Origin of the sequence: Pantoea sp. LMR881 (assembly GCF_027157825.1) — a bacterium.
In the GTDB taxonomy this organism is placed as follows: domain Bacteria; phylum Pseudomonadota; class Gammaproteobacteria; order Enterobacterales; family Enterobacteriaceae; genus Pantoea; species Pantoea haifensis.
In genome coordinates, this window is the sequence record NZ_JAPVOK010000005.1 from 51,518 (window position 1) to 70,594 (window position 19,077).

At 48.1% G+C, this 19,077-nt stretch carries 22 protein-coding genes and 1 pseudogene; 8 read left to right on the top strand and 15 right to left on the bottom strand.

The window, feature by feature from the left end:
* Positions 1-2: 2 nt before the first annotated feature.
* Complete coding sequence (locus O3W44_RS22065; protein WP_269294870.1) at positions 3-1,817, top strand: phage portal protein; 1,815 nt, start codon at positions 3-5, stop codon at positions 1,815-1,817.
* Between the two features lie 44 nt (positions 1,818-1,861).
* On the opposite strand, the gene O3W44_RS22070 is transcribed toward O3W44_RS22065, so the two are convergent.
* Positions 1,862-2,233 carry a DUF6283 family protein gene (locus O3W44_RS22070; RefSeq protein WP_269294871.1) on the bottom strand — a complete coding sequence of 124 codons (372 nt, stop codon included), beginning with the start codon at positions 2,231-2,233 and terminating at the stop codon, positions 1,862-1,864.
* A gap of 201 nt (positions 2,234-2,434) precedes the next feature.
* Between O3W44_RS22070 and O3W44_RS22075 the strand changes: the two genes are divergently transcribed.
* From O3W44_RS22075 to O3W44_RS22105, 7 genes are all read left to right on the top strand, one after another.
* Entirely contained in the window at positions 2,435-3,469 is a 1,035-nt protein-coding gene (locus tag O3W44_RS22075; protein ID WP_269294872.1) for a head processing protein, read from the top strand.
* A gap of 293 nt (positions 3,470-3,762) precedes the next feature.
* Positions 3,763-4,365 (top strand): hypothetical protein, encoded by a 603-nt coding sequence (locus O3W44_RS22080; protein ID WP_269294873.1) that lies wholly within the window; start codon positions 3,763-3,765, stop codon positions 4,363-4,365.
* A 152-nt stretch (positions 4,366-4,517) separates the two neighbouring features.
* Positions 4,518-4,868 carry a hypothetical protein gene (locus tag O3W44_RS22085; RefSeq protein WP_269294874.1) on the top strand — a complete coding sequence of 117 codons (351 nt, stop codon included), beginning with the start codon at positions 4,518-4,520 and terminating at the stop codon, positions 4,866-4,868.
* Positions 4,869-4,937: 69 nt separating this feature from the next.
* Positions 4,938-5,432 carry a glycoside hydrolase family 24 protein gene (locus O3W44_RS22090; RefSeq protein ID WP_269294875.1) on the top strand — a complete coding sequence of 165 codons (495 nt, stop codon included), beginning with the start codon at positions 4,938-4,940 and terminating at the stop codon, positions 5,430-5,432.
* 310 nt (positions 5,433-5,742) lie between these two features.
* Positions 5,743-6,087, top strand: a complete 345-nt coding sequence (locus O3W44_RS22095) for a hypothetical protein (protein WP_269294876.1) — start codon at positions 5,743-5,745, stop codon at positions 6,085-6,087.
* A gap of 148 nt (positions 6,088-6,235) precedes the next feature.
* A complete protein-coding gene (locus tag O3W44_RS22100) occupies positions 6,236-6,550 on the top strand; it encodes a hypothetical protein (protein WP_269294877.1) in 315 nt (104 codons plus the stop codon).
* A 33-nt stretch (positions 6,551-6,583) separates the two neighbouring features.
* Complete coding sequence (locus O3W44_RS22105) at positions 6,584-6,790, top strand: hypothetical protein (protein ID WP_269294878.1); 207 nt, start codon at positions 6,584-6,586, stop codon at positions 6,788-6,790.
* 572 nt (positions 6,791-7,362) lie between these two features.
* Here O3W44_RS22105 and O3W44_RS22110 read toward each other — a convergent pair.
* The 14 genes and pseudogenes from O3W44_RS22110 to O3W44_RS22175 form a co-directional block, all read right to left on the bottom strand.
* A pseudogene (locus O3W44_RS22110) lies at positions 7,363-8,661 on the bottom strand (hypothetical protein); the annotation flags it as partial.
* A gap of 65 nt (positions 8,662-8,726) precedes the next feature.
* Entirely contained in the window at positions 8,727-9,131 is a 405-nt protein-coding gene (locus O3W44_RS22115; protein WP_269294880.1) for a hypothetical protein, read from the bottom strand.
* Complete coding sequence (locus tag O3W44_RS22120; RefSeq protein WP_269294881.1) at positions 9,131-9,688, bottom strand: hypothetical protein; 558 nt, start codon at positions 9,686-9,688, stop codon at positions 9,131-9,133. The genes O3W44_RS22115 and O3W44_RS22120 overlap by 1 nt, the downstream gene beginning before the upstream one ends.
* Positions 9,689-9,708: 20 nt before the next feature.
* Positions 9,709-11,553 (bottom strand): hypothetical protein, encoded by a 1,845-nt coding sequence (locus tag O3W44_RS22125; RefSeq protein WP_269294882.1) that lies wholly within the window; start codon positions 11,551-11,553, stop codon positions 9,709-9,711.
* Positions 11,546-12,184, bottom strand: coding sequence for a hypothetical protein (locus tag O3W44_RS22130; protein WP_269294883.1), 639 nt, complete (start codon positions 12,182-12,184; stop codon positions 11,546-11,548). Before O3W44_RS22130 ends, O3W44_RS22125 begins: the two co-directional genes overlap by 8 nt.
* Positions 12,177-12,623: a lysis protein gene (locus tag O3W44_RS22135; RefSeq protein ID WP_269294884.1), complete on the bottom strand. Its 447-nt coding sequence runs from the start codon at positions 12,621-12,623 to the stop codon at positions 12,177-12,179. Before O3W44_RS22135 ends, O3W44_RS22130 begins: the two co-directional genes overlap by 8 nt.
* Positions 12,624-12,932: a holin gene (locus tag O3W44_RS22140; protein WP_269294885.1), complete on the bottom strand. Its 309-nt coding sequence runs from the start codon at positions 12,930-12,932 to the stop codon at positions 12,624-12,626. It lies immediately after the preceding gene.
* Between the two features lie 114 nt (positions 12,933-13,046).
* Positions 13,047-13,451: a hypothetical protein gene (locus O3W44_RS22145; protein ID WP_269294886.1), complete on the bottom strand. Its 405-nt coding sequence runs from the start codon at positions 13,449-13,451 to the stop codon at positions 13,047-13,049.
* A 140-nt stretch (positions 13,452-13,591) separates the two neighbouring features.
* Positions 13,592-13,819, bottom strand: a complete 228-nt coding sequence (locus O3W44_RS22150) for a hypothetical protein (RefSeq protein WP_269294887.1) — start codon at positions 13,817-13,819, stop codon at positions 13,592-13,594.
* The gene (locus tag O3W44_RS22155) at positions 13,819-15,015 is read right to left on the bottom strand and encodes a phage tail fiber protein (RefSeq protein ID WP_269294888.1); all 1,197 of its coding nucleotides are present in this window, start codon (positions 15,013-15,015) and stop codon (positions 13,819-13,821) included. Before O3W44_RS22155 ends, O3W44_RS22150 begins: the two co-directional genes overlap by 1 nt.
* Positions 14,994-15,278, bottom strand: a complete 285-nt coding sequence (locus tag O3W44_RS22160) for a hypothetical protein (RefSeq protein ID WP_269294889.1) — start codon at positions 15,276-15,278, stop codon at positions 14,994-14,996. The genes O3W44_RS22155 and O3W44_RS22160 overlap by 22 nt, the downstream gene beginning before the upstream one ends.
* A 62-nt stretch (positions 15,279-15,340) precedes the next feature.
* Positions 15,341-17,461: a hypothetical protein gene (locus O3W44_RS22165; RefSeq protein WP_269294890.1), complete on the bottom strand. Its 2,121-nt coding sequence runs from the start codon at positions 17,459-17,461 to the stop codon at positions 15,341-15,343.
* Complete coding sequence (locus tag O3W44_RS22170) at positions 17,461-17,910, bottom strand: phage tail protein (protein ID WP_269294891.1); 450 nt, start codon at positions 17,908-17,910, stop codon at positions 17,461-17,463. Before O3W44_RS22170 ends, O3W44_RS22165 begins: the two co-directional genes overlap by 1 nt.
* A 100-nt stretch (positions 17,911-18,010) precedes the next feature.
* On the bottom strand, positions 18,011-19,072 hold the full coding sequence (locus O3W44_RS22175) for a phage tail protein (protein ID WP_269294892.1): 1,062 nt from the start codon (positions 19,070-19,072) through the stop codon (positions 18,011-18,013).
* Positions 19,073-19,077 lie beyond the last annotated feature (5 nt).

Consider the following 19,077-nt stretch of genomic DNA (forward strand, 5'->3'; position numbering starts at 1 on the left):
CTTTGATTTTTATTAAACATAATAATAGCCCTCTTTTGAAAGAGGGTTATGTGATTAAAGTTCCATCTATTTCTCAACTCTGTTTCTTCACAGTTCTTGATAACTCACATCGGTTATGGTGCGAACCAATGCAAACCGTAACCGAAGTGAGTTTTCCAACCGTGAAGCAACCTCGTTCTAACAATCCAATTGCCGCCCTGAAACGGCTCATGCGCGGGTATGATGCTGGCGATCATATTAACAACGTACCTATGACCACCAGCAGGCGCGGTGTTGTGTCGCGCTCTGTGCTGCCAGGTGTTTTTGACGATCAGAACACGGGCATGTCATCCGCTGGTGACAGCATGTCAGCAAGCGTAGTTATGCCCACGGATCGCATGGCTCGTTATGCATTATTTGACCAGATGATGCGTTCACCAATCGTTTCGACGGCACTGAATATTCACGTTTCATCCGCATTATCCGTGGACAAAAAAAGCGGCCTTTGCTTCAGCCTTACACCAATTGACCCGTCTGACACCGAGACGATTAACCGCTGTAAGGAAATGACAAACGATTTAGGGGAAATGCTAAATACCGGCCTGCCGTCCTGGGCAATCATCATGGCCACTTTCGGCGTCGCGTACATTCGCCCTTATGCGAAAGAAGGAAAAGGTATTCAGGCATTCGAATCCAGTTACTACACCTTGCCTCATTTCATTAGTGAGTTTTACCGTGGCGGTGATTTGGCTGGATTTACTGGTGATTACCTTCTCGACCCCCAAACGTATCAGCGTATCCTGGCGAAGCCGTGGGATATGATTTCCATGAAAAACCCCTATTGGGTTCCAGACATCAATGACCGTCCGATTATTACAGGCTCAACCAGCTACACATTGATGCAGGACCCGGCGTATCGTGTGTTATCAGAGACACAAAACTATGGCACTAGCTTTCTTGAATACAGTTATGAGCCATACATTAATCTGTGTGATTCTCTACGTGCACTGAAAGCTGCGCGTCGTAATGCCGCAACTATTGACCGCCTGATTGCACTGACAACTGACGAACTCGACCCGGCAAACGCCGCTACACACCTGCGTAACGTTAGCCAGTCACTTAAGCGAAGCATGGATGAAATTTCTCGGCTTTCCCGTAACGGCAATACTATGCCAACGGTACTTAACCACCTTATCCCGACAATGGGCACTAAAGGCGGCGTGACGTTCGATACGCAACAGATCCCGGTGGATATCAATGGCATTGAAGATGTAATGTTTCACCTGCGTCAGTTATGCGCCTCAGTTGGTTCGGACGCGTCTCTTATGGGCTGGTCCGATCAAATGGCCGGTGGATTAGGGGAAGGTGGCTGGGCGCAAACAGCAATTCAGGGTGCGCAGCGCGGGTTATGGATTCGCAATGCTGCAATGACAACAATATATCGCGTGTTGGATATTCACTGCGCTTTCAAATACGGCAAAGTTTACCAACAGAACAATCGCCCTTTCCGTGTTGAATTTAATTCAAACAACACTGCTATACAGGCAGAGAACGACCGTGAGCGCGAAAGTAACGTTAACTTTATTTCGGCGCTGGTGGGCATTCTGGACGCGATGCAGAACAACCCTAAATTGGCTGGTTCACCTACTCTCATGTCATCTTTACTTTCCGACAGCCTGAAAATGCCGGTTGAAACGGTGAATAAAATTTATAAGGAATTTCAGGCTCAGAAAGCCGAACAAGATCCGATGATGGAAAGCGCCCCGCATAAACCTAGATTTGGTGATTTCACACAAAGCGAACTGGCAACGTTGCTTGATGAATTAATCAGGGCATAACTAAAAGGCCGCGCAATGCGGCCTTAATTTTAGATAAAGATTTATCAGCGGCATCTTACTAAAACCGGATCATGTTCTTCCACGCCATTAGCGATGGCCATTTCCTTGTAATTTTCAAAAAGTGCGTGACCACCATCAGTGACTTCTGGCACTTCGCCACGAATGTAAGCCAGGCGAATCGCGAGATTGTTTTCTGCACCTCTCAAGATAAAACCTGCGCAGGTTGCCGCATGATCTACACCAGAATCATGACACGCAAAAACACTAAACGACTGGTCATAACTGGTTTTGGCTGAATGCCTGAATGCTTCAGCCGGAAACTCACCCACTGAATCTCTGCGCCAGGGGACAATATGTACAGGGTTTGCGACGGCAGGCCCGCGTTTTACTTTCGACGGTGACGACCTGGTGATCATTTCCTGCCGCACGGGTAGCTATCACCTTAGAATTTTTGAACTTTAAAGAGCCAAATGTTTGTTGAGATTGAAAGTGAGTCTAATTTTCTAATAAATAATTATCCATCTATTTTTAAATTAGTTTTTTAGTCAGATACCTTAACTCACTTGCGATACATTTCCCCCGTCCTGGTCGCAATGGAAATTTAGTTAGGGGAAATCATGGGTAAAGAAAAGACCCTTCGTACAGTTACAGACAGCTTTTCACTGGTGGATAACATCAGAAAGCACACTGCTCAAAACGGGCGCAAATATATTGTTGCTGCGGTGCGGGCCACGCTTGCATTACCAGAAGTAAAAGAGCGAATCGCGCTGGGTGAAATGTTCGGATATTACGGGCACACCAACCGCGCTTTGTACCATAGAGAAACCGGCAGTCTGGATTTGCCTGAATCCTGCACGGTTACAATTGACGGACAAAAGGTTGTTCTTCAGAACGTACCATCAAACCGCACGTTAGCTATTTCAATTGATGACAACGGCATCGTTGAGCATACGCAGGAAATTCTTGATACAGAGCCTGGGCGCATAGTGGATGCAATGGATCGCTCAATGGCTGGCGGCTGGTCATGGGCAACTAAAGGCAGCGATCACCCTACTCAGTCATATGTAAAAGGCTTTAGCGGCGTTGATTATGTCCATACGCCAAATTATCCAAGCTTGAGCCGAAGCCATGCCATGCTCGAAAGCGTCACAAACGTGGACCAGTGGCGCGTTGAAAGCCTTATTAACGCTGGATACAGTGCTGAAGCTGCGATGGCTCTGCTTTCTCATATGGACATCATGAAGCGCGAGGACGCAATGTATGAAACTGCGCATCGCGTGGCTGGGTATGAGTCTGAAATGTTGATGATGCAGGGGCAATTATTAGATTTGCAGGAACTCTGTCGTAATCAGGTTGCCATGCTTGAAAGTGCAAATGCAATGCAGGAACGCCGTGAGAAAATGATGGATATGGCATCGCGTGTACTGCCGGTCTTTATGTCTGAAAAGCAAAAAAACGCCCTTCTGAATTTGGGTACGCCTGAGCACTTAGAAGAGGTAGCCGCAATGTTTGAGTCTATCAATGGAGGTGGATTATCATCGCTTCCGCTGGGAAACAATAACGTTCCCCACGTACCGGCTCCGGCCCCAAGCCGCCATGTAACATTAGGCACACCGCCTATCATCACCCCTCACGGTATGAGTCTACTCTAAGCCGCCAATCTATCCCTGATCATGCGATCAGGGATTCACTTAAAGACTGTTTATAAGATCAGGTGATCGATAAAAAAATACTCATCTGGTATTAATCTAACAACAAACAGTTTGTCATTAGATTAATAGACAAATATGATTCGCGCAGTTGCGGGATCTGAGATTGATCTGAATTTCGGACGAAAAAAACGCCAGATTAACTGACGCTTTCTCCGCAGAACTGCTTTATCTGCTTGCTGTTATTGGCCCGCCAGCCTCACAGCAACCTTTCGACTACTGAATCTAAGGTTTGTATGAACATCGTAATGCCCATGCCCGCAATTTTATCGCAGGCGACCACACCTGACAATAATTTGACCGGCGAAAAATCGGTTCCAGTCGTAAAAAAATCAAGAACTTCTGCAAATCCCTATATTCGCGCCGGTAACGTCACCGGGATCGCGCTGGAATTCTTTGTTCGTCAGATGGCTTCGCGCTTTATCACTCGTACTGCCTCTGATTTTCTGACGAAGATTTGTAACGTTGCGGCAGCATCTGAGGCATACCAGCTCTATTACAGCAAAGCCACGATGGCCACAAAAGCGGATGTTTGTGCCAAAAGCGTTCAACGTTACATGCGAGTGATTGAGGCAAGCGGGATTATGACCCGTACTACCGTGACCGACAGTATTAAAGGCCACCAGCCAAATGTTTATACCTTCGCACCGGAATTCATCGCAGCAGCGCGCTCATTTTTCACCGAGCAATTGTCACCGGCAAGCATTAAAAACCTTCGCACTATCGCTCAGGCTGAACTGTCAAAACTGGTAGATAAGGCTCTGGCACCTTTTAAAAAAACATTTCGCAAGATCCTATCTCTCGATGCGGCTAAAGCTTTTTTAAAGCGTCCCCCATAGGACAGATTGTCCCGTCATCCCCAGGTCAAAATGACCCACAAGAAGTAGTTGTTAACAAACCAGAAAAAGAAAATAAAAACCTTCCTCGCACTGGCTCGGAAAAGCTTCATTCCATTTTAAGGAATTCTTTAACAGGCCAGGAACGCAAGGCTATGACCAACAAAGCCCTGACGGAAACCCGCCAAAAGCGTGAAGAAGAAGCGGCTCAGCTAACTCGCGCTGCATACCTCCGCAGAAAACACGTTCAATCTAAAGCTGTATCCACAGACGACGAACTGGAAGCGATGGGGTGGAATACCGGCAAAACTCCTAAGACTCAGAAACGCACTGAACAACGCTCTACACAACGCGCTCCACAGACCAGCTACAACAGTAACCGGTTCGAATCAGCAAACCGTGAACACGATGCAGCTCTTGAATTGGCAAAGGCTAACGCCCAAAAGAATCCTGAAATCATTAGCGGCCATCTGAACAGAATTCGTGACATGTTTAAAGGCCGCTAACCGGTCCTAAAACTCACTTTTAATAGCATACGCGGCGGCAATTTTGCCGATATGACAATGAGTTGAGTTATGACCGATATTTCGAAAGCGAACCGTAAAGCCGCATTAGACGTGATTGCATTTTGTGAAGGCACCAGCACCAGTCCTTTCACTCGCAACAATGGCTATGACGTGATCGTGACGGGTTTGGGCGAAAAAGGTGAAGTTTTTACTGACTACCGAGATCACCCGTTTGCTAATGGCCGTCCCAGCAAGGTATGGAGCAAATCAGGCGCAACATCAAATGCAGCCGGTCGTTATCAACAAATGTACCGCTGGTGGCCAGCCTATAAAAAACAGCTTGGCCTGCCGGATTTTAGCCCGGCCTCGCAGGATCGTCTTGCTCTGCAAATCATTCGTGAGCAAAAAGCCCTTACAGATGTTGATCGTGGCGATATGAAAGCCTTTGCTGAGAAATGCTGTGATATTTGGGCATCCCTGCCAGGTTCTCCACATGGCCAGCCGACAAAATCACTGGCGGTCATTCAGCAGAAATTTCTAGAGTTTGGTGGCATTGTTGCTTAACTCTTTGGGGCCGGATGGCCCCACTTGGCTTTAGTTGTAGTCCCTGCTTCAAACGCCTAAAAGGCCCTGGCTCTTAAAAGCTTAAAAAGTATTCGCTTAACCATCGCGTAACTTCCTCAGTTAACTCTTAATCTGTTTTTCTAATAGAAAATTGATTGGCAAGAGTCAGTCCTATATGCTGGAATCATGATCATTAAACTAATTGATAATTATTTGGCAGTGCGCCTCTAACCGTAACAGAATCCATGCGTGTGATGGATATACTCACAAGGGTTATTGCACCCCTTTCATCAATAAAGACTGAGGGACTATGAGAGACGGGATCGACGATACACTGGCGAAAATGCGCAGGTTAGCGATTGAGATAAGCCAAATGGTCGCCGCGCAAGAAGGGATTGATATTATTCCACGGGATTACGCTGCTTTACTGGATAAAGCGGATGAGATTTTTAGTGCCGATAACGTGTTGCTGGCGCTTGAACAGATGGACCGATGGAAAAATATTGCGCTTAATCAGAACGTAGCAACACTTTTTCATGCCGGTTATTTGTGCGGGCATGAAGCTGGTTCCGAAGGTAATGCACTTCTTACGCAGGAGGAAATTCTTCACCTTCTCCCCGACATTTTGGACAGCGAAAACATCAAACTTCGTTAACACAAACGGCCTGCATACAGCACTACACATTCAACCCGGCGAATACCGGGTTTCTATGTCTATTTTTCTAATAATTAATTGTGTTTCAAATATTTCCGTTGTACAGTCGCTGGATAATGTCTATTTATCTAATAGGAAAATGTAAGGTATGTCCGACACGCAACTAGCGTCAGTGCCGGTAGCTACTCAATTGTGGGATCTGGCTAAGGTAGACACTGCGAACGCCCCGCTATTACGTCAGGCATATAACCTGATTGAAGTGCATAAATCATTACTCAATCAGGTTGTAATTAATGCAACTGCATTAGGTTTTGAAGGAAATGATATCGAAGGCGCATTAGTCTTTTTGCAGGCGCTGACTGACGATTCGAAAGACTTCAAACTCTTGCAGAAAGATTTACGGGCGCCTTCCCTAGTTAAACAAAAAGTAGCAGACGTGGCGGCGATCCTCCGCACTACCTGACGAAAAGAGCATCCTAACGAAAGGCTAAAAATTATGATGACAATCGCGCAAAACAACCAATTAGAGCGTTACCGCAACTTGTTATTGTCTAAGGGTTTTAAAATAACCGCTGACCGCCGCGCCATCCGACCCGACGTTGAAATAACTTCCAACGGCAGAGAGTGGATATGCAATGACCTGATTAAAAAGACAACTAAGAAAAATGATGATTTAGGCCGCATGTTGCGCGCGGGCGTGTAACCAAGACCAGAAACAGTAAACCCGCCAATTGGCGGGTTTTTTAGTATTAATCGGGAAATGGTTTACTTTGAAACGCAATTATTCCCTTGGTAACGCCAGTTCGTTATAGCTCCGTTTACTACCTCAAAAGTTGTAGTGCAAGACATAGCCACATTCATCGCGGGCGTACCGCCATAAGCGTTAGTATAGGCAGTATTACCTATCAAAGTTGTTTGATAAGTTGGGGAGGTTCCTGGCAAGTACATGTTTGATGAGTTTGAATAAACAAGAAATTTATGTCCTTCAGTTTCATATGCTTGCTGTGGAGGCCCCCATGCCTGAATCAAGCTTATTTCAGATGAGCCAAGCCAGGTATTCAGTGCAGCCTTATATTTGCTTTCTGTGGCACAACTGGTCACTAAAAAGCACATAAGAATGATCGAAACGAATCTGAACTTCATTAAAAATGCGACCCTCTAAAACGGACTGAAATATATAGACACTTTATCCCAACCAGGAATAATCTTAAAGCTACTCTTTGATATGGAACTTTAAGCATCCCAAATATGCGTTTTTAATATCTATTCATGTCAAAACAGTCCGCCTAAGCCGGTGCCCCCTTCTGCCTCAAGTTCATCCGATACCTGTCGCAAAATGTCCTGAAGCGATACATCACCGCCGCCAAACATGTCGCCCATTGCCTGCTGCTGGTGGGTAAGTTCCGAATTAATTTTATCGGCCAGTAGCTTAAAAGCTTTGCCCATTCGCTTCGCTGAACGGTTGTTATCAACGATAAAAAGCGCCAGCGCCTTTGCTTCATCGCTGGCATTTTCGAACATACCTAATTGAGCGATCACATCTTTAATATGCTGGCCTGTTTCCTTTGCCTGGCGAACCAAATCGACTGCCTCTTTGAGCGCGCCGAGCGCCTTCTTATCGAGGCTGGCAACGTCTTCAGTTCCATCCACCAGCGTGCTCACCGTTTCTTTGTGTACATCGCCGGAAAGGATCTGCATTTGGGCAAAATCATTCGCTGCTGTATTAAGCGCAGTCAGGACGTTACGCATATCCGGGTCAGGTTCCTCGGACACCATTTTCACAAGGCGTTCGTCTTTATACGCTTTGGCGAAAATGCTGTTTTGTAATCGGTCAATTAACTGGCGTGTAGGCCTGCCGTCTTCTGTCAGCAAACCTGCCGCTGCCGTTGCGCCAATCTGCGTAACGAAAGCTCGAATAAAACCATCGTTTGACCGTGCAAGCAGATCACCACTTTCTGAAGGTTGAAACAACTTCATCATATCCGGGGTAATGCTTTCCGCATCCACGAAAGCTTTTTCACTGGCTGACATTTCTTGCAGATCCGACAAATTACTGTCTTTTGCAAATTGCGCCCTGTCCACATCTGTGAGGCGCTCACGCACTAACAAGGGCCTTTGCATGGATTTTACATCTGCGGCTGAAATACCGTAGCTGCGGGCGTTCTTAATGAGGAATTCACGATAGTTATCAGCCTTGCCTTCTGCATAGGCCCGAATAATCCCCATTGTGCGACCGTTACCGGATTCGACAACATTATCCGGTCCGACAATAGGTGATCCGTGGCTGGACAGACCTGAATCAGTCAATTGCGCCGGTCGAAGAGATCGGGAAATGTTGTTCACTTGGAGTTTGCTGGAAAAGCGAGTGCGATCTCGCGGTTGAAGTTCCTGCGGATAGTTTTCGTTTATGCGCCCATCCTGATGATTGGACACAAGCAGATCATTAGCATCCACCAGCTTGAATCGGGTTTTAACTTCATCCCCTTTGGCCGTCACCACGAATGAACTGCGTCCACGATTGAATGCCTGACGAATAACGGCAATAAGCGACTTAACGGTCGGCGCGCTCTGGATTTGTTGTAATACGGTTTGCTGCATATTCACACCAAAAAGCCCGACATTGCGCCGGGCATAAATTATCAGGCCGCTTCCGGGTACTTTTCGCGTAACCAGTCTGAAGCCCCGCCCAACACGTCATCCATTGTCAGGAAAATATCGAGATACGGCTCCAGTTGAGTTAACGTCTGAGTGAAATCATCGCTGTCTTGAGTGACGTAATCACCATTCAAAAACGCCGCCACGATTTCAGGTTTGGCGGGTTCTGGCGGCTCAGAGTCATTAGCAGTTGCTGGTGGCGTGGTTTCGTTTGCTGCCGGGGTGGTATTGTCTGCGGCAGTATGACTTCCATAACCTAACTGAATTAACAGAGCGTTAATCTGCCGCCCGATAGTAATTTTGCGTAAGCCGGTTGCGCCGTTTGCGTCCAGAATCAACGGGTTTAGTTGGCGACCGAGGCGGATTTTTTCTAAGGCGGTTAAAGCCATTAGTTGCCTCCTTGCGCCACGGCTACAGACAGGCTAACGAGATGATCGGCTACGTGATTCAGTAAATCTTCATTCTCATCCATCTGGCCCGCGTTGGTCAGCGTAGCGGCAATGTCTTCCACCTTCGCCAGTTCAGCGTCAATGCTGGCCGGATCGGTTGACTGGAAGGAAAGCAGCCCGTGAAGGTAATCAATACCTGCCTGTGCGGCTGTATCGGCTTCGTTCAATGGTGCTTCCTCTTCTTCCTGCTGATGCTCAGCGGCGTTGTTTAGTTCTTCCACCTTCGGGATACGCTTGCCAGTGCTCATCGCTTCATTAACGGCGGTCAGATATTCAGGCGTGGCATGTTCTGACACATAATTCGCAATCTCATCCATCTGGCGCGAGTCATAACCCAGGGCATGGCCCCATGCGCTTACGAGGTCCCATGCCCAACCGATTAAATCACCCACTTTTTTCGCTGCAATAGCAGACGGATCGGTCGGCTCCGGCTCTTCGAAATCTGGAGTGCCATCAGGCTGTGTCTGTGAATTTTGGTGCTCCCGGCTATCGTTCACAGCGCCGTTTTCCGGCTCAATTACAGCCGATTGAGTGTCAGATTCTGCCGCTGCTGCTTCCGGTCGGACCGCTGCTGGCACGCTGTCATACAATTCTCTGAAGGTATCAAACGTGGTTTTTCCGCTGGTGCGTGCGAGCACGCGCAAAAGGCCCATTGCTCCCCCGCATCTTTCACTGACTGCGGTTGTTTATCCCAATCCGGCGCGTTGAATTTAAGGTACTGGCTAATGAAATTTTTATCAGTGGCTTCAGGATTATCGAGTTTGAAATTAGCAATTAGCGGGGTAAGTTCATCCCATATCGCGCGCGCATCAGATGGGGCTGTAATAGCCTGGAAGTCCACCAGCTCGTAATCGTAAACTTTGGTTTCGCTTAGCGGCTCTGCATATGCAACAACGCCCCAGCGGTAATCATTTTGTTTTACGCCCTTGTGCTGTATGACGGGTAAACTTTTCGCCTCTTCTACAGGCCACTGCTCAACAGCGCCGCGCGGTTTCCAGTTCGGACGCGCTTTCATTCCGTAATAAAACAGATTTGTTTTACTGGCGTCGTCTGTAGTGCCGGTGTTGCCCGATTGTTCAGTATATTGGCTTGCTTCAGATGGCGGGAACATATCAAGGTAGATTGCCTCAAACCATGCCTGCTGCGTAGGTTGGTCGCCTTCAACATCGCCGGTTGCAGGCACGTTCGGAAATGCCGCTTTCAGGCGCGGCATCCAGTCATCCATGCTCAAACTGCCTTCGCCGCTGCGTTTCAATGGATTCGGATCAGACGCCGTGCCCATCGTGCGATAGAACCAACGGTAAAAGTCGTAGGCATCCGTAATGTTCGCACTTGCACCTACAAAGGCTTTCAGGTTGTCACGATCTGTTGCTGCGGTTTGCTTTGCGATATCGGGGGCGGATGATTCTGGTTCCCGCTTATCAGAATTGCTAATTTCTGCGGGCTTGTCTTCTGGCGCTGGTGGCTGATTGCCTGCTTCAATTCCCTGATTTGCCTGCTTAGAAGCCTTTTTAGCCTTGAGATCGGCAATCTGCCGTTCCAAATCGCCATTGGATTTTTTGATGCGATTCAGCGCGGCGTTGGTTTTCTTAAGTTGTCTATCAAGCGCGGGCTGCGCATCACGTAGAGCATCAGCTTTAGCCATTTCTTCTGCTGCCTGTGCTTCCAGCTTATTCGCTTCATCCTCTGCGCTCTCTGCGCTGGCTTTCAGCTTGCTGTGCGTCTCTTGCAGTTTCTGGAATTTGGCAGAGTTTCGCTCGATGAGATTCGACAGAGTTTGCGCCGTCTGGTCCAGCGACATATCGCGACCGCCAATCGGTGCGACAACATGTGTCACATCACGCTTGTTAAGAAGAAACTTAAACGCAACCAGCGCATCACTACTAACCAGCTTCGCGCCGTCTGCGGTCGGACTGTGAAAAATAAGTGAAACGCTCTGACCATCGGTGCAAGGGATTTTTGCAGTCATGACCGGCACGCCGGACACCTTACGCACGTTGCCAATCATCGCGCCGCCAACAACCGCTAATCCGGTTTCGTCCGTACCGGCATCATGGGTGCCTGCTGTAATGCCAGTGCCGTTTAAACCGCGATTTAGAACACGCACAAAAGCGCGCATGGTTTGTGCCAGGCGCTGTTTAGTGGTGCTGACGGCTTCGAACATCGCCGTTTCGCCTGCATCAGTTAAATGCTCGCCTAAATACGTGTGTTCGATGTCTTCAAGCGTGGTCGGCTCAAGTAAAAGTGCGTCTTCGTCATCTGACATCAGACTGTCAATCTGCGTATCGCTCAGCGGCTTTACGTCATAATCAGCGCGATCATAAATGGCGATGCCGTTTACTGGATGGTAAGGATTAATCATCGTCTTTCTGCCCCTGCAATTGCTCTAATTCACCCTTTAGCTGACGGTTGCGCGCCTGCTCAGACTTCAGTTCAGTCTTTGCCGTTTCCATCTTCGTTCGGGTGCTTGTCGCTGCCTGCTCACGCTCAGCGTAAAACTGCTGTACGGTCTGGATATTGGCTTTAGCGGCGTCAATACGGGCGTTCTGCTCAGCCAGGCGCTGCGCATTAGATTTAACGGCGGGCTTCTTTGATTGGCCATCCTGCGGCTTAGCAGCACGCGCCAGTTTGCGCTCCAGTGATTTTGCGAAGGTATTAGCGTTGGCCTTGATGGCATCAGCAATAACCTTTGCCAGTTCACTCAGATTTCGCGCGCCGGTATAGGGAACGGCTTTCTTGTTAAGGCTGATTGCGGAGACGTCGCCAGTGTCGTTTACCTGTACCGTGACTTCTTGCTCATCCATTACTTTGAGGCCAAACGTGCGCATGGCCACGCCATCTTTACGGCGTGCGGTGCCAGCCTGGATGATTTTGGCAATCTCTACACCACTTCTCTCAATCGCCTTTTTAAGTGGTGTCAGGCCACGCTCGTTTAGATTGTTATAATCAAGAAGATGGTATTGATTACCGTTCTTCGAATTGAGATTAATCATCTGCTATCACCACCTTGTCGGCAGGCAGATAAAAATTCTTTTCCTGTGTAGTCTGGATTGGAAAAAGGCGATAAAGCGGATTTACGCGGCAGTCGCCGTGCGTCATGCGCACCTGCAAAACCCAATTACCTGCCTTAAGATATTTGCGACTGAAAAAAAGGTATTCACGCGCTACGCCTTTTTTGGAAAAAAACAGGGATCGCGTTTTGCCAGTGATTACCGTTGAAGGATCGTTTTTGTCGCGAAGACAATACTCAACCTGCGCGCCTTTAATGTTCGAGCGCGAGGTTTTAAAACTGACGGGGAAACGAATAACGTTATCGTCGTCCTGATATTCCTCTTCACCAATATCACTTATAACAGCTTGCTTACGCTTCCAGCCGTAGCGGTCAGCAAGCGCCGCCGCAATCACAATCCCTAAAAAAACCTCACGGATCACTTAGACCCCCTTCTTAATGAAAATCGCCTGAATGGCCTGTAAAAACATGTCCTTACCCTTCGTCACTGTCTCACGACCGTTATTGCTCGCCAGGAGTACCGACAGGAAAAGAAGCGCCTCTTCCCATTGGTAATGAGCCGCCGCGAAATACGCAGTTGCCCCGGAAACAAACGCAACGCTTAGTTCGGTGAAAAAATTCAGCCAGTCACGTTTAATCCTTTCCTCTCGCACCCCCTGTAAGAAAACAGCTACGCCGCTTAGCAGGGATAGCAGCGCCGCAATAGCGATTGTGTTTATGCTGCTGTACACAATCTTTCCTCCATCGAATAAGCTGCGGCGCGAGGTTAACAAAAGTGACTTTTGCGGAAGCGAGTGGGAATTTCAGGCGTAAAAAGGGGCCTATTGGCCCCATAGAAGTTTGTTTTATTCGGCGCTACTGGCTGCTTCAGCTTCAGTATTTTCACTCTCAGCGGTAGTCTGCTCTGTCACTGTTTCTTCTGCCGTTTCGTCTTCTGCTTCCGGTTCAGGCGGCACATATACGCTGAAAGTGCCGGTTGCTTCGTCATAAAGCATTCCCGGCTCGCATACTGTGTTTTCTTCCAGCGCCACCAACGTGTAACCCGGCATGACAAACGTATCAGGCATGGTCAGTATGCTTTGCACCAGCGCGGGCGAACCCAACACCATTGCTTTGCGTAGGAAAGGAACCTGGGCGACTTCTTCCTCTTTCATATCTTCTGCTGCATCCAAATTTTCAACCGGCGCAATTGTTGCTACATCACCTACACCATTCTGGTTTCCATCGTTTACTATTTCTAAATCACTCATCTTGTACTCTTTATGAAATTACAACTTTGTGAACGCTTCGCCGTTATATGCGTAGTTACCAAACAATTTCATTTTGTCTGTTTCTGGCATGTCATTTAGGTCTATTTCCCAAACGTCATATCCTTCAACGGGTATAAACTTCATAGCGTCATTCTCAAACGCACCAATTTGACCGTCTGGCCAAGTAGCAACAATCGCCCCCATTTGTTATCTTCACGTTCGTCGTACCAATCGCGGCCTAAGTTATCAACAAAACAAGTAACTGGCGTTCCTGGGTATCCTGTTTTTGGATCGGCGGGAAATGCTTTATCGTGCAACTTCAAACCAACATATTTAACGCCTTTAAATGATCTTTTTGCTGCCGTCATTATGCAAAATCTCCAACACCAAACTGAGCACCGCTAATTTTTCGGCCAATTAATTGCCTAAAATAAATACCCATTTTACGACCATCATTATAATCTGAATTTAAACCTGTCATTACACAGCCCGCTGGGCATTCCCAGGCTCCAATCCAGTCTCCACCTGCTTTAAATTGCTGACCACCACGGCCAAAATCTGACATGGCATTACTGTTTGAGTTGCTCTCTATAGATGCAAGGCGATTACTAAGCCAACCGCCCCAAACAGAACCGTATACATTTCCATCACTATTAAGATAAGAGGCTCCATTACCCGTATATACGACGCCTTTGCTTACTATTCCGCCAGGCTGAAAGCGTGCAACTTGAGCGTTATTACAATAAACATCCAGTAAGCCAGCTCCAGGGCTTACGAATCCCGTGTCGGAGTCGCCTATATTCAGAGATGCAGTTGTTGACGCAAAAGTACCCGTCCCTGCGTTACCTACGCTTAAAGAGTTAGCAATAGTCATTTTGCCTGAAACGTTCACAGTGCTGGCAAATGCCGCGCCACCTGAAACGGTGAGCGAATTACCGAGGCTTGCGGCTCCAGTGACCTCTAGGTTGCCGATCACTTTTGCGCTATTACCCAAAGTTACCAATCCCGATGAAAGAGCAACTGTGATGGGCCGTAGGGAATTATAGTTACCTTGCGGATCACCACTATCAGTAAGTAGAACGTAATAGTTTGAGCCATAATTGCGGTGAATAACGCCATACGTGCCGTTTGCCATGCGCACGTTGTTGCCATTTACGTTTGAGATAATTTCGCCGGGCGCGGTAATAGAACCACCTACCGTAAGATTGGCAGGCATGATCCAATTATCGCTGGTGTCCTTTCTTAATAACCAGCCGCTATTTGTGGTGTCCCAAAAGCCAAAATTACCTGCGGATGAATAGTTTGCAGCAATGATAGGCTTAGAATTGTCGGATGAACTGAACATGATGCAGCTATCGTGACGGTTAGCATTGATGATGCCGTTGAAATTTACCGCTCCGCTAAATGTTGCATCACCGGTAAAAGTAATCGTACCGGCGCTGCCATCAAGATTTATTCCAGCCGTTGTCTTAATTGAATCATTGTTGGCATTAAGGAATACTCTTCCGCCCCCACCTTTAAGAGCATAGGTACTGAGATACCCTAATACGCCCCCGTACCCCAACTGTCTGAATCAGTCATACCGTAACCAAACAGTACTCGCCCGATTTCAGTATCAGATGATGGTGCGGATGTCATTTCGGTACGGCTAAACGATTGATAACCTGGTGCGTTAGCACGCTGGAACATCTGTCGATAGCCTAATGTCAGGCTGGCATTAAATGAACCACCTCCTTTCACTTCTAATCCGGCTGAACCAACAGTAACTCCACCCTGGAAGTTCATATTGGTTACGTTACTGTTGCCGGTTCCATCCGCGCCTAGCATGAGCCATTTATTGCTGGTGTTGTTACCCCAGGTAACATTATCCGTACCATTGCTCGACTGGCCTAAATACCAGTGGGCAGTACCGTCACTTTTTGGCCGCGCAAATAGTATGAACTGTCAGCCGTTTGTGGCTTCAAAATTAGAGCGTTGACGTTGGCATTGAATAAACCAAAGTTACTAACAGTCAGGGAACCGTCATTTCCAAAGATTGCAGCGGTTGTGGGTGTAGTAGTGCCTTTAGGTGTAGTCAAAATGCGAATTTCGCCGCCTGAACCTGTCGCAGTAGTGTCTTCAGAAGTATAAAAATCAATTCGTCCTAAAGTCTGGTAATCGGCTCCATCACTAGCAGAACCCATAAGAGTAAATACGTTTTTACCCTTACTCATCTGCCCATGATTACCGAGTGTACCCATAGAACGCGTACCGGAAATACCTGGCGCGAATCCAGCAGTCGAATAACTGTATCCCTGTAAGGCCATTAGCGATTCGCCATTGCCAGTCAGACCAGCAAGCCGTACTTTAGGCATGTATCGGTTATTATTAGATGCGTACTGAGTGTTTGGCCCCGGAACCAATTCAGTAGCCGTGGCCAGTGAAGTCATATTTCCGCTCAAAATAGCTGAGCCAGCCACGGTAATATCCCCAGCAAAAGCAGCCGCTTTTGAAACGGTCAGAGAATCACCTATTGAAAGCGCACCGGTTGTGGTAATTCCACCAGCCTGAATAGCCATTGTGCTGGTAGATAGCGTTGAACCGCTTACAACAATTGCGCCCGTTTTAGTGCTCGCTGCACCAGAGTAAAAAGTAATCTGCGTACTTGCTGCGTCTGTGCTTTGATAACCCAGATCAAGATAACGTGCTGCGCGAAGCGATGAGCCAAAATAACTAATCCCACTGACATTTAATGTGCCGCTTAAGGCTGTGTTTCCCGCCACACTCAACGCGCCGGTTGCATTGACGGTTGATGCACCTAGCGTGACAAGGTTAGCGTCCAGATCAATGAAAGAAGCGGTTAGATGGTTTTGAAGCGTTACCACATCAGTTGATGCGCTTCCCTGGCCTAAATACCAGTGATTCGTAGCATCATATTTTTGCCCGCGAAGATAATAGGTGGAATCTTTCGTAGCGGGTTTAATCAGTAGTGACATACCTGAAGAGGTAAATGCACCATAGCCATTAGCAGTTACGTTTCCACCTACTGCAAGCGTGCTCGCTAGTGCTGTTGCACCTGTAACAGTAAGCGAATCGCCGATACTCACCGCACCGGCTGCGGAGAATGTACCGTTCGTGCTCAGTGCGCCGTTAAGCTGAAGAAAACCAGCGCGTACCGTCATGTAGCTTGCCGTGAGGCTACCACCCACGACATTGATATAACCTGTTAACGTATTATCACTGGCGGAATAGAAATTTAACTGGCGAGTATTAGATGCGCCACTGTCGTAGCCAACATCAATACCGTAGACGCCACGTACCCGGTTGAAATAGCCATTACCATCAGCTTTCACGTCACCCTGAAAAGTCGCGCCACCTTTTACATCTAACGTACTGTCTAACGTCAGCGCACCTGTAACAGTGCCACCAGCCAGCGGCAGAAATGATTTACCGGCTTTGACAGTTAACAAACGCGTTTCGCGAGTATCGTGAATGTCGTCAGTTGGCTCATACGCCACCAGATACTGATAACGTTTAGTGATATCAATTTGCGAAGCGGCCACGCTCTTTGCGCCCGCTGCAAGCGTAATCCGCGCAATCTCGATGGCATTTACCGGAATGTCACTTTCAGCGTAAACAACACGGAATAAAGCGGCTTCCTGCGTGGCGGTGCTGTCTACCTGCTTCGTCAGTACGCCCTGCCCGTATACCGCCTCAAGAATGACAAAGTTCGTTTTGCCAGCGGCCAGCGCCACAGTTTGCGCATTTAGTAGCTGGACAGTGATCTGGAAATTATCGACGTTAACCGACGCAACGCCGGGTTTAGTGCCGTCCGGGTTCACGGTAACATTCAGACCGGTGCCTGGCACCACGGTATAGCCACGGTATACACCAGCGCCGAAAATTCCAAATGCCTTACGGTTGAGCGCAGAAGATCCGAATTGCTCCAGGTATTGTACGTCAGCTACGAGGCCAGTTTGTGCATTGGCGGCGACGACTGCAACGCCGCCTAAAGCTGTTACAGCGGCCATCAGTTTGCCCTCTGGTCAATAGTGAGTTTGGCCGTAAAAGCTTTACCCTGGTAGAGCGTGTCTTGCTGGCAGCACAACACGGCGAATGCTTTATCATCAGCATCAAGCAGCATTAGAGTGTTGAAGTCATAAGCGGTATCAGCGGGCAGCACTGCATCCTGTAACGTCGCCGTCACGGTAATCAGTCCTTCATCGGCAGTACAAATGAGTTCCGCTTCAGCAAACTTGTTTTGCAGATCGCTCAGTGAATACTTCAGTGGGATTTCCGCCACGGTCCAGCCACCAGCCGGATTTTTCGTTACCAGTGCCGATGTACCAAAATACGCCTTCACGTATTTAAACCGATTACCCAAGCCGATTTCTGATTCAGCGCGGCGTGTATAAAAATAATCAAGCAGTGCGGCGCGAAAGAGTTTCCCCGCGCCAGTCACCGCCGTAATAGCAGCCATATAAAAATCACCTTTAACGTGTGGGCAGATGGCAGGCAGTTTAAAAAAAGTGAGTTATGGCGGAGGTAAGTAGCCCGCCAGGCAACGGGCTGAAGACTGGTTAGTAAGTATCGCGAAAAAGAATGCTTTTGATGTTTTGCGCGAGGATGGCAGTGATCGGCAAAATTACGCTGGTGGACCCGTCCGGGAAGTTAAACCCGTCAATGGTGCCGTCCGTGAATTCAACTACACACCCACGAAAACCCAGTGTTTGCAGTGTGGCCACGCCATCAGCAACGATTAAGCGCCCGTCAGGTTGTGCGGCTTGCGGCCTGATTTGTGGCGCAGCAATCTGATCGAGGCCCCACGAATCAATGCGATGGTTGTCGAGGCGAAATACTGGCGTTTCCAGTGGCCTGTTAATATCCGCTACCGTCCCTTCCACCCGCTGCGCTGTGTTAAAACCGGTCAGAGTAATAGTCGATTTTTGAGGCGGAAAATACCATGTGCCGTCGCGGATCTCAGTTGTGACAGCCGCCAGGGTGAAAGTAATTTGTCGCTCAGTGATTTCATAAGCCAGATGGTAGCCCATGCCATCAAAGACGATGGTAAGCGGGATAAGCGGCTCTACCACCAGTTTAAACTGCGACACAAATTCATTAAGCACGTCTTCCGGGTTAACGTCTGAAAATGTGTCATAAACGGCATTCAACGCCACGTTGATACGCCCGCGTGAAGTCAAAAAGAAGTCGCCGTATTTAGGTTTTGCCGCTTCCAGTTCGTCAGCCGTGACAAAATAAGTGCCGTAGGGGAAACGTTCCTGATCGACTGGTGCATAAAGCGGTGCCCATTCTGCCGCAAGGTTTTTAAACTCGCGCCACAATGTTGACTCAATAGGGCGATCAGTACCTTTGAAGTGGATTTCATCAAGGCGCTGTTGTAGCAGCACTGGCAACGATGATCCGCTGCTTTCATTGATGTAAAAGAATCGCCCTAATTCGCTGATACGCGTTGTTAAATCTTCGCTATCCATTGAAAAGAGCGATTTGCGATTAGCCGTTCGCTGTATCAGTGGTAAAACGGCGCTTTCAAGTAACGATTGCATGGCATCAGCAAGGCCGGTCCACAGTTCGGACGTCTGCTTAGCGGGGATTAATCGCTTTTTAAACCAGTTCTCTTCCATGATTC

Bases quoted from the DNA above. Each gene is read 5' to 3' on its own strand.
- O3W44_RS22070 (WP_269294871.1), bottom strand. From the start codon at position 2,233: ATGATCACCAGGTCGTCACCGTCGAAAGTAAAACGCGGGCCTGCCGTC.
- O3W44_RS22075 (WP_269294872.1), top strand. From the start codon at position 2,435: ATGGGTAAAGAAAAGACCCTTCGTACAGTTACAGACAGCTTTTCACTG.
- O3W44_RS22080 (WP_269294873.1), top strand. From the start codon at position 3,763: ATGAACATCGTAATGCCCATGCCCGCAATTTTATCGCAGGCGACCACA.
- O3W44_RS22085 (WP_269294874.1), top strand. From the start codon at position 4,518: ATGACCAACAAAGCCCTGACGGAAACCCGCCAAAAGCGTGAAGAAGAA.
- O3W44_RS22090 (WP_269294875.1), top strand. From the start codon at position 4,938: ATGACCGATATTTCGAAAGCGAACCGTAAAGCCGCATTAGACGTGATT.
- O3W44_RS22095 (WP_269294876.1), top strand. From the start codon at position 5,743: ATGAGAGACGGGATCGACGATACACTGGCGAAAATGCGCAGGTTAGCG.
- O3W44_RS22100 (WP_269294877.1), top strand. From the start codon at position 6,236: ATGTCCGACACGCAACTAGCGTCAGTGCCGGTAGCTACTCAATTGTGG.
- O3W44_RS22105 (WP_269294878.1), top strand. From the start codon at position 6,584: ATGATGACAATCGCGCAAAACAACCAATTAGAGCGTTACCGCAACTTG.
- O3W44_RS22115 (WP_269294880.1), bottom strand. From the start codon at position 9,131: ATGGCTTTAACCGCCTTAGAAAAAATCCGCCTCGGTCGCCAACTAAAC.
- O3W44_RS22125 (WP_269294882.1), bottom strand. From the start codon at position 11,553: ATGATTAATCCTTACCATCCAGTAAACGGCATCGCCATTTATGATCGC.
- O3W44_RS22130 (WP_269294883.1), bottom strand. From the start codon at position 12,184: ATGATTAATCTCAATTCGAAGAACGGTAATCAATACCATCTTCTTGAT.
- O3W44_RS22145 (WP_269294886.1), bottom strand. From the start codon at position 13,451: ATGAGTGATTTAGAAATAGTAAACGATGGAAACCAGAATGGTGTAGGT.
- O3W44_RS22150 (WP_269294887.1), bottom strand. From the start codon at position 13,819: ATGACGGCAGCAAAAAGATCATTTAAAGGCGTTAAATATGTTGGTTTG.
- O3W44_RS22160 (WP_269294889.1), bottom strand. From the start codon at position 15,278: ATGCTAGGCGCGGATGGAACCGGCAACAGTAACGTAACCAATATGAAC.
- O3W44_RS22165 (WP_269294890.1), bottom strand. From the start codon at position 17,461: ATGGCCGCTGTAACAGCTTTAGGCGGCGTTGCAGTCGTCGCCGCCAAT.
- O3W44_RS22170 (WP_269294891.1), bottom strand. From the start codon at position 17,910: ATGGCTGCTATTACGGCGGTGACTGGCGCGGGGAAACTCTTTCGCGCC.
- O3W44_RS22175 (WP_269294892.1), bottom strand. From the start codon at position 19,072: ATGGAAGAGAACTGGTTTAAAAAGCGATTAATCCCCGCTAAGCAGACG.